General features: G+C 65.4%; 9 protein-coding genes and 1 pseudogene. 8 read left to right on the plus strand and 2 right to left on the minus strand.

Translation table 11 applies throughout. The features are described 5' to 3' along the window. Positions 1-110: 110 nt before the first annotated feature. The 3 genes and pseudogenes from AB3X95_RS23390 to AB3X95_RS23400 all read left to right on the plus strand — a co-directional run bounded on the left by AB3X95_RS23390 (position 111) and on the right by AB3X95_RS23400 (position 6447). Positions 111-4573, plus strand: a pseudogene (locus AB3X95_RS23390) (transporter substrate-binding domain-containing protein). Between the two features lie 338 nt (positions 4574-4911). Continuing rightward, positions 4912-5346, plus strand: a complete 435-nt coding sequence (locus AB3X95_RS23395) for a CHRD domain-containing protein (protein ID WP_176125037.1) — start codon at positions 4912-4914, stop codon at positions 5344-5346. A 132-nt stretch (positions 5347-5478) separates the two neighbouring features. Beyond that, a complete protein-coding gene (locus AB3X95_RS23400) occupies positions 5479-6447 on the plus strand; it encodes an alpha/beta hydrolase (RefSeq protein WP_176125036.1) in 969 nt (322 codons plus the stop codon). Here AB3X95_RS23400 and AB3X95_RS23405 read toward each other — a convergent pair. Continuing rightward, a complete protein-coding gene (locus AB3X95_RS23405) occupies positions 6414-7253 on the minus strand; it encodes an EcsC family protein (RefSeq protein WP_176109587.1) in 840 nt (279 codons plus the stop codon). The genes AB3X95_RS23400 and AB3X95_RS23405 overlap by 34 nt on opposite strands. A gap of 137 nt (positions 7254-7390) precedes the next feature. Between AB3X95_RS23405 and AB3X95_RS23410 the strand changes: the two genes are divergently transcribed. Together AB3X95_RS23410 and AB3X95_RS23415 are read left to right on the plus strand one after the other, a co-directional pair. After that, positions 7391-8986: an MDR family MFS transporter gene (locus AB3X95_RS23410; protein WP_368622670.1), complete on the plus strand. Its 1596-nt coding sequence runs from the start codon at positions 7391-7393 to the stop codon at positions 8984-8986. 30 nt (positions 8987-9016) lie between these two features. Next, on the plus strand, positions 9017-9520 hold the full coding sequence (locus AB3X95_RS23415; protein ID WP_176125033.1) for a MarR family winged helix-turn-helix transcriptional regulator: 504 nt from the start codon (positions 9017-9019) through the stop codon (positions 9518-9520). Positions 9521-9630: 110 nt separating this feature from the next. Here the strand turns inward: AB3X95_RS23415 and AB3X95_RS23420 are convergent, their stop codons facing one another. After that, positions 9631-10908 (minus strand): amino acid deaminase, encoded by a 1278-nt coding sequence (locus AB3X95_RS23420; RefSeq protein ID WP_176125032.1) that lies wholly within the window; start codon positions 10906-10908, stop codon positions 9631-9633. Positions 10909-11063: 155 nt separating this feature from the next. Between AB3X95_RS23420 and AB3X95_RS23425 the strand changes: the two genes are divergently transcribed. From AB3X95_RS23425 to AB3X95_RS23435, 3 genes are all read left to right on the plus strand, one after another. Then, complete coding sequence (locus AB3X95_RS23425) at positions 11064-11954, plus strand: MurR/RpiR family transcriptional regulator (RefSeq protein WP_176125031.1); 891 nt, start codon at positions 11064-11066, stop codon at positions 11952-11954. Between the two features lie 3 nt (positions 11955-11957). Continuing rightward, positions 11958-13439, plus strand: coding sequence for an amidohydrolase family protein (locus AB3X95_RS23430; RefSeq protein ID WP_184226038.1), 1482 nt, complete (start codon positions 11958-11960; stop codon positions 13437-13439). Between the two features lie 72 nt (positions 13440-13511). Then, positions 13512-13898 carry a RidA family protein gene (locus tag AB3X95_RS23435; RefSeq protein ID WP_008923846.1) on the plus strand — a complete coding sequence of 129 codons (387 nt, stop codon included), beginning with the start codon at positions 13512-13514 and terminating at the stop codon, positions 13896-13898.

The following is a 13898-nucleotide window of genomic DNA, read 5'->3' on the forward strand; positions in this document are numbered from 1 at the left end:
GACGCTACTCACCACTTCCGATCGATGCGAGTTTTCAAGGCGAGGTGACGCTGACGTTGGGGCTGCGGCGTTTGTTGCGGTGTCTGCGGCAGCGCTCGCCGCGCCACTCAATGATGCGTTGGCTGGCGTTATGTCTGCTGGCGGCTTCGCATGCGGTCTGCATGGCCGCGCCTGCCGGCGCTGCGTCAGAGTCACCCGTCATCTCCACCGTACGAGCCGATGCTTCCGCTTGGCCACCCATTGCATTTCCTTCCAAACTGACCGTGGGCATACTCGAAGGTGGCTGGCCGCCGTTCGACATCCCGCGAGGTGGCCAGCTCGCCGGCGTCAGCGGCGACCTGTTGCGCGCGCTCGTGGGGCCGAACGTCGTCATCGAGACGAAGAGCTTTCCCGACATGGCCAAACTGGTCGCCGCGGCTTGCGCCGGCGAGGTCGACCTGCTGACCAGCATAGCGCGCACGCCGCAGCGCGAGCGCTGCCTCGGCTTTACGGCTCCCTACTTCCACTCGTTCGCGTCGGCTGTCGTGCGTCGCGACGATGCCCGGTATATGAAACCCACCGACCTCGTTGGCGCGCGTATTGCGATCGAGCGCGGTTTTGCGCGTGAGCGTTTGTTGCGCGCCGGTTTTCCTCGCGCGAAGATCGTCTCGTTCTCGAGCACGCACGAAGCACTGAACGCGGTACTGCATGGCGATGCCGACGCCTATTTCGGCTTCACGCCGGTCGTGCAATACGAACTGGCGACCGACGCGTATCGCAATCTGCGCGTAGCGTTCGAGCAAGGCGGCAAAGCGCTCGACCTGCGCTTTGCGGTATCGCCCCGCCAGCTTGCCTTGCGCGATCAACTGAACCGCGCGCTCGTGTCGATGAATCCCGCCGAGGCTGCCGCGATACGCGCGCTCTGGCTGTCCGGCAACTTCAACGCGGCGCCTGCGACGGGTGCAGCACGCTTCGCGCTAACGCCGGAAGAAAAGAACTGGCTGCGTTCGCTGCCGCCGTTGCAGATCGGCTTCGACGACGACTGGGCCCCGTTCAGCTATGTTGACGCCGCCGGTCGCCCCGTCGGTCTGACCGCCGATTACCTCGCATACCTGAGCAGCACGCTCGGTGTGGTGTTCAACCGCGCGCGCACGGCCGACTGGGCCGCTACCGTCGACGCGTTCCAGCGCGGCGAGCTCGCGATGCTGTCCTTCACATCGAGTCGCGGGGCGCTTCTCGTGGGCGCCGACCATAGTCGCGTATACGAGAGCGATCCGCTGGTGATCGTCGGACGCAGCGGCGTGCCCACTCCATGCTGGTTCGACGACATCACGTCGTGCCGCGTCGTAATGTCGCCGCACGTAGCCGGTTCGGTGCCGCTCGCGTTGGGGGCGGTGCCGGTCGATCACATCGTCGTCGCGGCGAGCCTGGGCGAGGCGATGCGCATGGTCGCGAGCGGCGAGGCCGACGTACTGGTCGGCAACGCTGCCGCGATCAACGTGCAAATCCGGCAGCATTACACAGGCGCACTCAGGGTGCTCGACTCGCTCGGTGAATCCGACTCGTTATATTTTGCTGTACGCGAGGATCTGAGCCCGCTCGTCAAGCTGATCGATCGCGCGTTGCAGGCCATGCCGGCAGCCGAAAAGCAACGCATCCGGCGCAAGTGGGTGAGCCCCGCCGCGCCGGACAACGCGATGTGGAGCGTGACTGCGGTGCGGTTGCTGCCGGTGCTGATCGGCATCGGCGTCGTGCTGCTGGTCACGTTGCGCGCGTATGTGCTGCTGCAACGCGAAGTCCGGCTGCGCAAGCAGACCGAGCGCGAACTCGCACTGCAATTGAACTTCCAGGAAACGATGATGAAGACGGTGCCGTATCCGCTCATCGCGAAAGGCCTGGACGGACGGTACATCGCGATCAACGAGGCCTATGAGAAAGCGTGTGGGCTGGAGCGGAAGGACGTGCTCGGGCGTACGACGGCCGAGGTCGGCACATGGGGCGACGCAAACAGCCGCGTGCTCGACGACATGACGCGCGAGCTCCTGCGCGGCGGCGGCATCGCTAAAGTCGAACTGCAGTTCGAGGACGGTGCTGGCGAGGCGCGGCATGGGATTTTCTGGACGAGCGTCTGTGAAGGCGACGATGGACAGCCGGCGTACGTGCTCGGCACGATGGTCGATATCACGGACATCCGGCGCGCCGAAATGCGCGCGCGCGAAACCGAACGGCGCCTGTTCGACGTCACGCGCTCGTTGCCGGCCGTCGTGTTCCAGATGCGGCGCTCGCCGGCCGGTGCCTATTCCTTCCCGTACATCGGCGGCGACGCGCGACATCTGCTCGGCGACAGCGATTCGCAGGGCGGGGCGCGAGTCGACTTCCAGCGCATATCGGAGCTGGATCGGCCGCTCGTTCTCGCCGAGCTCGAGCGTTCTGCGATCTGTACCTCTCCGGTGCATATGGAGTTCCGCGTCGAAAGCGCCGGTCAACTCAAGTGGGTGCGGGCCGAGCTGGTGCCGCGGCGCGATGCCGATGGCGGTGTCCTGTGGAGCGGCTATTGGGTCGACGCGAGCGTCGAGCGTGCGCGTTCGGAGGAACTCGCGCGAGCTCGCGATCTGGCCGAGGCGGCCTCGCGCGCGAAGGACAACTTCTTCGCGATGATGAGCCACGAAATCCGCACCCCGATGAACGGCGTGCTCGGTCTCGTCGAAGTGCTCGAACGCACGCCGCTCAGTACCGACCAGAGCGAAATGCTCGGCATGATCCACGAGTCGGCGGGCGCGCTGCTGCAGATTCTCGATGATTTGCTCGACTATTCGAAGATCGAGGCGGGTCGGCTCACGCTCGAAGCCGAGCCGATCGATCTCCGCGAGCTCGTCGATAACGCGGTGGGCCTGCTCGCCGGGCGCGCTCACGAAAAAGGGCTGAAAGTGCGCGTCGACATCGCGAGCGACGCCGCTGCGACGCTCCGTGGCGACAGCGTGCGTCTGCGCCAGATTCTGTTCAACCTGCTCGGCAATGCGATCAAGTTCACGCCGAAGGGCGAGGTGGGTGTCAGCGTAGCGGTCGTCGAAGATTGCGCGGATTCGCAGACGCTGGAACTGACCGTTCGGGACACCGGCATCGGCATCGCGCCCGATGTGCAGGCGGGGCTATTCGAGCCGTTCGTGCAGGCTGAGTCGTCCACCACGCGGCGCTTCGGCGGCACGGGCCTGGGGCTGACGATCTGCCGCAAGCTGATCGACCTGATGAACGGCACGCTCACGCTGCACAGCGAACCCGGCCACGGCACGAGCATGATCGTGCGGCTGACGATGCCGATCGTCGAACAGTGCTATCCGATCAACGGTCTGCGCGGCAAACTCGGCGTAGTGGTCACGCGAGATCGACGCATCGGCCGGGCCCTCGCACACTTCGGCAAGGCGCTCGGGCTCGAACTGCGCAGCCTCTCGGCCGATGCGGCGACGCTGGGCAAAAGCGACGTGCTGAGCCGCGCGGATCTGCTGTTCGTCGCCGAGGACGTCACGTTGCCGGCACATATCGGCACGAATGCGCGCATCGTCACGCTGACCGAAAAACCAAAGCCGAGCGGTTACCGCATCCTCGACGGCAAGGTGCGCGTCAGCATCAATCCGATTTCGTGGCGCGGCCTCGGCGCCGCGTGTGCGGCCGCGACTACGGGGCTGCCGTCGATTGCCCCGATGCCGTCGCGCGTGGTGGGTGCGCCGTTCACGACCGATGGCATCGCGCCGCCGCCTGATCGCGAACGCGCGCTCGCGAACGGGCGGCTGATTCTTGTCGCGGAAGATCATCCAGTCAATCAGGAGTTGATCCGTCATCAGCTCACCCTGCTGGGGTTCGCGTGCGACGTCACCAACGACGGCGCCGAAGCGCTCGCCGCGCTGGAGCGCACGAGCTATGGCTGTCTGATCACGGACGACATATGCCGAACCTTTCCGGTTACGAACTGACCCGTCGTATCCGAGAAGCGGAGGCACTGCACGGCGGCGCGCAGCATCTGCCGATACTCGGCATCACGGCCAATACCGCGCCCGGTGACCTGAGTCTGTGCCGCGAAGCCGGCATGGACGACACTCTGATCAAGCCGACCCGGCTCGCCACGCTGCGCGACCACCTGAGCCGCTGGTTTGGCACTGACGCCGAGTGGCCCCCCGCGCCGGCGGAAACTTCCGATCGCGTCTCGACTGCGTCGGCCGGCGAGCGGCAGGCCACACAACCTGTCGATGCTGAACCGTTCGTGCCCATCGACCTCGCGCGCATGACGCAGTTATGGGGAAGCGAGTCGACGGTCAAGGCGTTGCTAGATTCATTCGTCTCGTCGATGCGCGACGACATCGACGCGCTGGCGACGTTACTCGAACGCGCGGACATGGGGCGGGTGCACGAGTGGCTGCACCGGGTGATGGGGGCGGCGAGCGTGCTGCAGTATCCGCCGCTCGTACAGGCGCTCGAAGCCTATCGCCGCGTCATTGCCGCGAAGTCGCCGCAGCAGGTGCGTGACGAGGGGTATGCGCTAATTCGACAATGCGAGGCGATGCTCGATGGCATCGAACAGCAGGCCACTTTGCTCGCGTAGCGAACGATACGCCGGAACCTCGCGCAAATACCCAGGCGATTCAAACGGCGGCAACCCAAATCAGGACGAAAAAAAACGCGGCCGAAGCCGCGTTAAAGGTTTGGAGACGTCCTTCGATGAAGGAGTCACTTCTCGCGAGTCGAAGCATACCAGGAATGACATCATTTATTTATTACGAAACGCGCAATTATATTTTCGATTAAATCGACTAAAGCCATTTCGCATTACGTCTCTGCAGGCCTTCATTCCAGTCGACTCCATATGATTTGCACTAGTATGTGGAAGCTCCGCACGGCCGACACGGCGCCGCGGCGGCGCGTCAATGTCCGGAGAAGACCATGATTTGGCAGCGAAAATTTAATCTGGCCATAGTGTTGTGGGCGCTTGGATCGAGCGCTGCTTTTGCGGATACGGTTGCGCTGAAGGCGAATCTCCAGCCGTCGAGCGAAGTGCCGCCGCGTGTGAGTCACGGGCATGGCATGCTGAATGCGACCTTCGACACGTCCACCCAATCGCTGCAGTGGACTGTGACTTACGAGGGCTTGAGCGGTCCGGTCACCGCCGCGCATTTCCACGGTCCCGCGCCGGTCGGCCAGAATGCGAAGGTCCAGGTGCCGATCGAGAAGAATGGGCTCGCGAGTCCGATCAAAGGCACGGTGAAGCTGACCGAGCAGCAGGTCACGGATCTGATGGCGGGGCAGTGGTACTTCAATGTTCACACCGCACAGAATCCGACGGGCGAAATTCGCGGACAGGTGTTGCCAGCGAACTAGGCATGGGCCTCGCGTTGGCCGGGCGCGTGTGCCGTGGCCTCGATCACCGTCACGCGATTGGAACCCGCCAAACCAATGGCCCCCTGCCAACCCACGTACCATGACGGGACTTCAGCGAAGGAGCATGTCCCGATGAGCTGGCAAAGCGCGCTCGCGTGCTGGTATTTGCGCAGGCAGTTCCGGCCCGAAACCCTCAAACCGTCTATCAACGTCGAACGGGCGCGCGCGCTGACCTCGAAGCGCGTGTGGTCGCCACGCGTGCCGCGCGGCTGGCATCTGCGCGAAACGTATCGCGCAGGCGACGCGCCGCTCGTCGGCGAATGGCTGGAGCGCGTGGACGGCGGCACGGCCGGCGGCGCGGAGCCCACGGTGCTGTATTGCCACGGCGGCGGCTACTACTTCTGCTCGCCGCGCACGCACCGGTCGCTGACCTTCGCTCTCGCGACTCGCGCCGACGCGCGGCTTTTCTCGCTCGACTACCGCCTCGCGCCAGAGCACCGCTTTCCAGCGGCGCTCGACGACGCCACCGCCGCCTATCGCCAGTTGCTCGCGATGGGCATCGCACCCAGCTCGATCGTGATCGCCGGCGACTCGGCCGGCGGCGGTCTCGCGCTCGCCACGCTGGTTGCGCTGCGCGACGCCGGCGCGCCGATGCCCGCGGGCGGCCTGCTGTTCTCGCCGTGGACCGATCTGGCGACCACCGGCGCGAGCCTGCGCACCAACGACAGCGTCGATCCGATGTTCTGCGGCGCCTCGATCGAGCGCGCGGCCAAGGTCTATCTGGGCGACGCGTCGCCCACCCATCCGTACGCGTCGCCGGTCTATGCGGACCTGCACGGTCTGCCGCCGCTGTTCCTGCAGGCGGGCAGCACCGAGGTGCTGCTCGACGACACGCGCCGCGTCGCCGACAACGCGCACGCGGCAGGAGTCGATTGCGAATGCGAGGTGTGGAAAAACCTGCCGCACGTGTGGCCGATGTTCGCGCCGTTCATGCCGGAGGCGAACCGAGCGCTCGATCGCGCGGCCGCCTTCGTGCGACGCGCGACGAGCCGCGCCGCGAACAGGGCTCAGGCGTCGAGCGTGATGTCGAGCGTCCGATAGACGGCTTCGATCGTTTGCTGGCCATATTGCCGCTCGAGCCGCCGCACGGTGAAATGCCCGTGCGCCACCTGCTGGAAATGATCGATAAACACGGTGTTGACCATCGCGCCGAGCACCGCGCCGATCGCCGGAATCGATTTGGCCGCGATCTGCTCGCTGACCTGCACCGAAAAGCGCGCGGCGATCGCGTTGATGAGCCGCAACAGAGCCGCCGAGCCGTGGGCCGTGAAGCCCTTGCTGGCCACCTCGGACGACGCCTTCGACACCGCCTGCGCGAGCGCGCCGCGCATGAAGAAGTAGCCGAGGTCGGCGTCGTCGTCCTCGCTCGAGGTGCCGCCCATGCCGAGCACGGTCAGGCATTGCAGCTGCGTGTCGACCGAGGTCAGGTCCTCGCCCTCGCTGCGCGCGATGTCGCAGATCGAGCGGAACATCAGCGTTGTCGTGACGGGCAGCTCGACCGGCAGCGCGAGCAATCCAAACGCGCCGCCGGCCGCACCGGTCGTCGCGACCGCGAACTTGTGCAGCAGGTTGTTCGGCTTGTCGGGTGCGAGCAGCCTGGCGTCGTCGCGCCGGCCGAGCGTGCGCAGCGCGATTGACAGACATTTGCGCAACGCGGCCTGCGTCGCATCGGACACTTTTTCGTTGGCGAACGCCGGAATGCGCGACAGCAGCTTTTCGATCGGCGCGCCGACGACGCTTGCGAGCTTCATTGCGAGCGCGGGGCTTTCGAGCTGATGTTTGGCGCGCCGCAGCGCGGCGAGGTCCTGCTCCGATAAGGATGGTGCTGCGAGCGAACTCGGCTGCATGAGCCTCCCTGGCATGTCATGGCGTGGGTACTGCAAGTGAGTCTACCGCGTTGCAAGACGGGTTCTGTCCCGCGTGGAGCGTTGCAGCGTGGTATGATTTCCGATCTTTTGACACGTCAACTTTTGCTGCATCAAAAATGGCTGTCCATACCGCCGCCCACCATTCGAGTGGGCAAGTCTTACCATTCCGCGAATCCCTGCTGGCCATGCTCGGCATCTCGTTCGTCACGATGCTGGTCGCGCTCGACCAGACCGTGGTCGGCACCGCGCTGCCCACCATCGTGTCCGAGCTCCGGGGCTTCGAGCTGTACGCGTGGGTCGCCACCTCGTATCTGCTGAGCTCGGTGATCACCGTGCCGATCTTCGGCCGGCTCGGCGATTACTACGGGCGCAAGCCGTTCGTGATCGCATCGATCGTCGTGTTTACCGGCGCCTCGGTGCTGTGCGGCGCGGCCAACGACATGCTGTTTCTCGTGCTCGCGCGCGGCTTGCAGGGCATTGGCGGCGGCATGCTGGTCGGCACCGCGTTCGCGTGCATTCCCGATCTGTTCCCCGATTCCGTCGTGCGGTTGCGCTGGCAGGTGCTGATGAGCTCGGCGTTCGGCATTGCCAATGCAGTCGGGCCGTCGCTCGGCGGTTTTCTGACGCAGTACTACGGCTGGCGTTCGGTGTTCTACGTGAATCTGCCGGTAGGCCTCCTGTCGCTGTTTTTCGTCTGGCGTTTCCTGCCGCATCTGCGACACGTCGAGCATGAAGGCAAGATGCGGCTCGACTGGCCCGGCGCGCTGTTGATCGCGATCGCGCTCGGCTCCCTGCAACTGTTCGTCGAGTTGCTGCCAAAGCGCGGCATCACGCTGAGCGCGTTCGCGCTGCTGGGCTTGAGCGTCGTGTCGGCCATCGCGCTGTGGAAATGGGAAAAGCGTTGCCCCACCGCGATTCTGCCCGTCGACATGTTCCGCAACCGTAGTCTTGCCGCGCTGTTCACGCTGGCGGTGCTCGGCGGCTTCACGATGTTTTCGCTGCTGTTTTACGCACCGCTGCTGTTCCAGGGGGGCTTCGGCATGTCGCCGAAAGAGGCGGGCCTAGTGATCACGCCGCTCGTCGTGTTCATCACGATCGGCAGCATCACGAACGGGCGCGTCGTGTCGCGGATCCGGAATCCGAACCTGATGCTGTACATCGGCTTTGCGATGGTCGCGCTGTCATGCCTTGGCATCGTCGTCGCGACCCGTTCGATGCAGCAATGGGTGCTGATGTCGTTCATGGTCGTCGGCGGCCTCGGGCTCGGTTTCGTGATGCCGAACCTGACGATCTTCGCGCAGCAGACCGCGGGCCGCGAACACCTCGGCATCGCGACCGCGCTGCTGCAGTCGCTGCGAATGATCGGCGGCATGATCGGCACCGCGCTGACCGGCACGCTCGTGACCCATATGTACAAGAGCGGCGTGCGCAGTGCGCTCGAAGGCGCGGGCGCGTCGCACTGGTTCGGCGATTTGGGCGACCCGCAGATCCTGATCAACCGCGATGCGCAGACCACGCTCGTCAACCAGCTGACGCACGCGGGCCACAACGGCGCGATGCTGCTCGAAAGCGCGCGCGAGTCGCTGGTCGGCGCGATTCATCTGGGTCTCGCGATGGCCGCGCTGATAGCCGTCGTGTCGGTGTGGCAAAGCCGCCGCGTGCCGCCGGTCAAGCTGCAGCGCAAGCTCGAGCCGGTGATTCACGCAGACTGATTTTTTGACTTGGTGTTGGACAGGCAGATTATGGAAGAACAGGACCGCGTCGCCGTCATGCAGCAATTTGGTCGCACGTATCGGGCATTCATGTCGGCATTCGAGACCCAGGTGGGTCATCCGCTGCCACGCTGGCGCATTCTGCTCGCGCTGCACGAGCAGGCCGGCGAGTCGTCGCAGAAGCGGCTCGTCGAGCGGCTGCGCGTCGATCCGGGCGCGCTGACGCGGCAGTTGAAGGCGCTCGAAAGCTTGGGCTGGATCGCCCGCAGCATGGATGCGCGCGATAACCGCGTGACCAACGTGCGCCTCACTGAAGCAGGTCGCGACGCGACCGAAGCGAGCCTGCCGCGTCGCCAGGCGTTCTTGCACGACACGATGGCAGGGTTGCCGGATGAGGCGCTCGCGGCGTTGTCGAGCGCGCTGAAAATGCTGGAGACGCGCATCGGCGAAGTGGCGGCCAATGCGAGCGCAGCGGCCGGCGCCGCTGGAGCAGCCCAGGAAACCGCCGGCGACGAGGCGGCCCAACGCGTGTGATCTTTTCTGCGCTTGCGACGACAAAAAGGCTGTGCGCCCTTGGGCTCACAGCCTTTTTTCTATCGTCGGAAAGCCCGCGCTTCAGCACGGCGCAATCCACTCCAATCCAATCAGAAAAACGTCTCGATCACTTCCTTCACGCGATACTGCGGATCGAGGACCAGCACCTGCTTCCACTTGTCGAACGTCAGGCACGGATGCGAGATGTCGAACGCGATCATGTCGCCCACTTTCAGATCGGCGCCGGCGGGAATGCGCAGATACGCGTGCTGATCCATCAGACCGAAGATCTCCCAGCCCTCGCTCGCGGCGATGTCGCGCGGCGCCTCGTTGCCCGGACGATAGTGGCGCGCCGGCTCCGGCATGCCCGCGTCGAACGCGGAGTCGCGTTTGCCGAGGCCGATGATCGCGCGATCCGGCTCGGGAATCGACTGCACGTACGCCCACAATTGCAGCGCCGGCAGCAAGCCTTCGCCCATTTTCTTCGCGACCGGATTGCGCTTGAAGATGTCGGTCTGCGCCTTGCGATAGATGCCGACGTCATGCGTCAGGTAGCAGCCGGGCCGCAGCACGACCTCGACCTTGCCGGTTTGTGTCGCCTGCGCGAATTCTTCCGCGACCACGTCGTACCACGCCGATCCTGCGCCGGATAACACCGCCGGCGAACGCGCGAAACGTCCTTGCTCGACTAGCTCGCGCGTAACTGCAACCGCACCTTGCAGGAACGCGCGCACTTCGGCTTCTTCCTTCAGCACGCCCTCGTACAGTTCGACGCCCGCGAGCTTCAGCACGTCCGGATAGCGCGCGATCGCGTCCAGCACCGCGTTGCGCTGCGCTTCATCGCGCACGCCGGTGCGCCCGCCCGGCACGCCGAGTTCGAGCAGCACCTGCAGCGGCTTCTTCACCGAGGTGAAGAATTCGCCGAGTTGCTCGACCCCTTCGGCCGAATCGACGAGGCAGAAGAATTCGAAATCCGGATCGCTGAGTAGCTCGGCGATCATCATCATGTTGTGGCGGCCGACCAGCTGATTCGCCATCAGGACGCGCGACACGCCGCCGTGATACGCCGCGCGCACCTGATGGGCGGTGGCTAGCGTGATACCCCACGCGCCGGTTTCGAGCTGACGGCGAAACAGCTGCGGCGCCATCGTGGTCTTACCGTGCGGCGCGAGCTTGACGCCGTATTCGGCGACGAACGCCTGCATCCACTTCAGGTTGTGCTCGACGCGGTCCTCGTACAGCACGGCGGCCGGCAGGCTCACGTCTTCGGCAAGCAGGTTCCACTCGAGGCGCGCGGCGTCCTTCAGCTGGACGCTCGTGCCCGGAACCATGCCCAAGCCCTTGCTATAAGGATCAATCGTCGCGCCCTGATAGTTTGTAACTTTCATGTCTCCGTGCTCCATCGTCCGGTTAAATTGAATCAGATTTGACTTTACCATGTTACCGAAAGTACGATGTCCGGAGAAATGTTATTTAGTACCACGGGTTTCGAAGGCCGCCGGAAAGGGCCGCGAAAGCCGTGCCGCGAACCCCGCCGCCCGCCATGAACAGTAGCGCCGAACCGCTCGCTTTCGACATCGTCGCGCGCATCGCCGAATGTGCGCCGGAATTGCGCTCGGCCGAACGCAAGGTCGCCGCGCTGATCCTCGACGATCTGACCGGCGCGTCGCGCGCGAGCATAGGCGCGCTCGCGCAGCAGGCCGAGGTCAGCATCGCGACCGTCACGCGCTTCGCGAAGGCGGTTGGCTGCCGCGACGTGCGCGAGCTGAAGCTGCGGCTCGCGCAGGCGGCCGCGGTCGGTCAGCGTTTTCTCGAGCGCGACGCAGCAAGTGACGCACCCGAGCCGATCGCCACGCGCGTCTTCGACGAACTGCAAACCGCGCTCGCGCACAATCATCAACTGCTGCGTCAGGCGCCGCTCGCCGAAGCGGCGGCCGCGCTGCGCAATGCGCGCATGATCTACGTGTTCGGCATGGGCGGCGGCTCGACCGCGCTCGCCGACGAAATGCGTTTCAGGCTCGTGCGCCTCGGCCGCCCGGTCGCGACCTATCAGGACGGACTGTTGCAGCGCATGGTGGCGAGCACGGTGTCGCGCGACTGCGTGGTGATCGCGCTGTCCACCACGGGACGCGTGCCCGAGATGCTCGAGAACTGCAAGATCGCGCGCAGCTACGGCGCGACCGTGGTCGCGGTGACCGCGCCCGCGTCGCCACTGGCGAAGCTCGCCGACTGGCTGATCCCGATCGTCGCGTTCGAAACCGACTTCATTTACAAGCCGTCGTCTTCCCGTTACGCGATGATGATGGCGCTCGATGTGCTCGTCACCGAACTTGCCGTCAGCCAGGGCGACGAGAGCCGCGAATTGCTGCGCCGCATGAAGCACGCGCTCGACGCGCACCGCGGCGGCGGCGATCGACAACCGTTAGGAGATTGATCCATGCATTCGCATCCCGAAGCCGCCGACACGCTGATCGTCGGCGCGCAACTGTATGACGGCACGGGCGCTCCGCCCGTCGAGCGCGATGTGGCGATCCGCGACGGGCGCATCGCCGCGATCGGCAATCTGTCGAACTGGCTTGCCGAAGAGGTGATCGAGGCCGAGGGGCGCGCGCTCGCGCCGGGCTTCATCGACGTGCACACGCACGACGACACGCACGTGATCCGCTCGCCGCAGATGCTGCCGAAGATCACCCAAGGCGTGACGACGGTGATCGTCGGCAATTGCGGCATCAGCGCATCGCCGGTGTCGCTGAAGGGCGATCCGCCCGATCCGATGAACCTGCTCGGCGAGCGCGATGCGTTCCAGTACCCGACCTTCGCCGACTACGTGAGCGCGGTGAACGCCGCGCGGCCGGCGGTGAACGTCGGCGCGCTGATCGGCCACACGGCGTTGCGCAATAACCAGATGGACCGGCTCGATCGCGCGGCGACTGCCGAGGAAATCGAGCGCATGTGCGCGCAGCTCGAGGAAGCGCTCGCGCACGGCGCACTGGGCTTGAGCTCGGGGCTCGCGTACGGTTCGGCGTTCGCCGCGCCGACCGAGGAAGTGATGGCGCTCGCCGAGCCGCTCGCCGCCGCGGGCGCGCTCTATACAACCCACATGCGCACCGAGTTCGACGCGATTCTCGACGCGATGGACGAGGCGTACCGCGTCGGCCGGCATGCGCGCGTGCCGGTCGTGATCTCGCATCTGAAGTGCGCGGGGCCGTCGAACTGGGGACGCAGCGTCGAAGTGCTGAAGTCGCTCGAAGGCGCGCGCGGCGGGCAGCCGGTCGGTTGCGACTGCTATCCGTACAACCGCAGCTCGTCGACGCTCGATCTGAAGCAGGTGACGGGCGACATCGACATCACGATCACGTGGTCCGAGCCGCATCCGGAGATGGCCGGCAAGCTGATCAGCGAAGTCGCGGCGGAGTGGGGCGTCTCGCAGCAGGAAGCGGGCAAGCGCCTGCAGCCGGCGGGCGCGGTCTATCACAACATGTCCGAAGACGACGTGCGGCGCATCCTGTCGCATCCGGCGACGATGGTCGGCTCGGACGGCCTGCCGAACGATCCGCTGCCGCATCCGCGGCTGTGGGGCGCGTTTCCGCGCGTGCTCGGCCACTATGCGCGTGATGCCGCGCTGCTGCCGCTCGAAGAGGCGGTGCGCAAAATGACGAGCCTGTCCGCGCGCCGCTTCGGTCTCGCGCAGCGCGGCGAAGTGCACATCGGCTATCACGCCGACCTCGTGCTGTTCGATCCGTCGAAAGTGCTCGACCTGGCGACTTTCGACAAGCCGCAGCAGCCCGCTGCCGGCATCGACGCGGTGTGGGTCAACGGCGTGCTGTCCTATCGCGACGGCGCGGTGACGGGCGAGAGGGCTGGCCGGTTCGTCACGCGCGGCGCACCGTCGAAGGGCGATGCGCAGGGCGCGTTCTGATTTTTATCGATTGATGGCGGCACGCGCGGCGAGGGCGCCGCGCACGTGCCCGACTTTTTAAGGAGTGTGACGATGAAGCGATATGGCGTGGAAGGCGGAAAGGGAACGGGCGGTCAGGTGATGCCGTTCGCGCGCGCGGTCGAAGCGGACGGCTGGCTGTTCGTGTCGGGCCAGACGCCGATGGAAAACGGCGAAGTGATCAACGGCGGCATCGTCGAGCAATCGCACAAGGCGATCCAGAACGTGTTCGCGATCCTGAAGGAAGCGGGCTACGGCGCCGAACACGTCGTGCGTTGCGGCGTGTGGCTCGACGATCCGCGCGACTTCGCGTCGTTCAATAAGGTGTTTCGCGAGTATTTTGGCGAGAATCCGCCGGCGCGCGCGTGCGTAGTGTCGTCGATGGTGATCGACTGCAAGGTCGAGGTGGATTGCGTCGCTTACAAGAAGCCGGCGGCCTGA

The sequence above is a fragment of the Paraburkholderia sp. BR13444 genome (assembly GCF_040948755.1).
GTDB classification, from domain to species: Bacteria; Pseudomonadota; Gammaproteobacteria; order Burkholderiales; family Burkholderiaceae; genus Paraburkholderia; species Paraburkholderia youngii.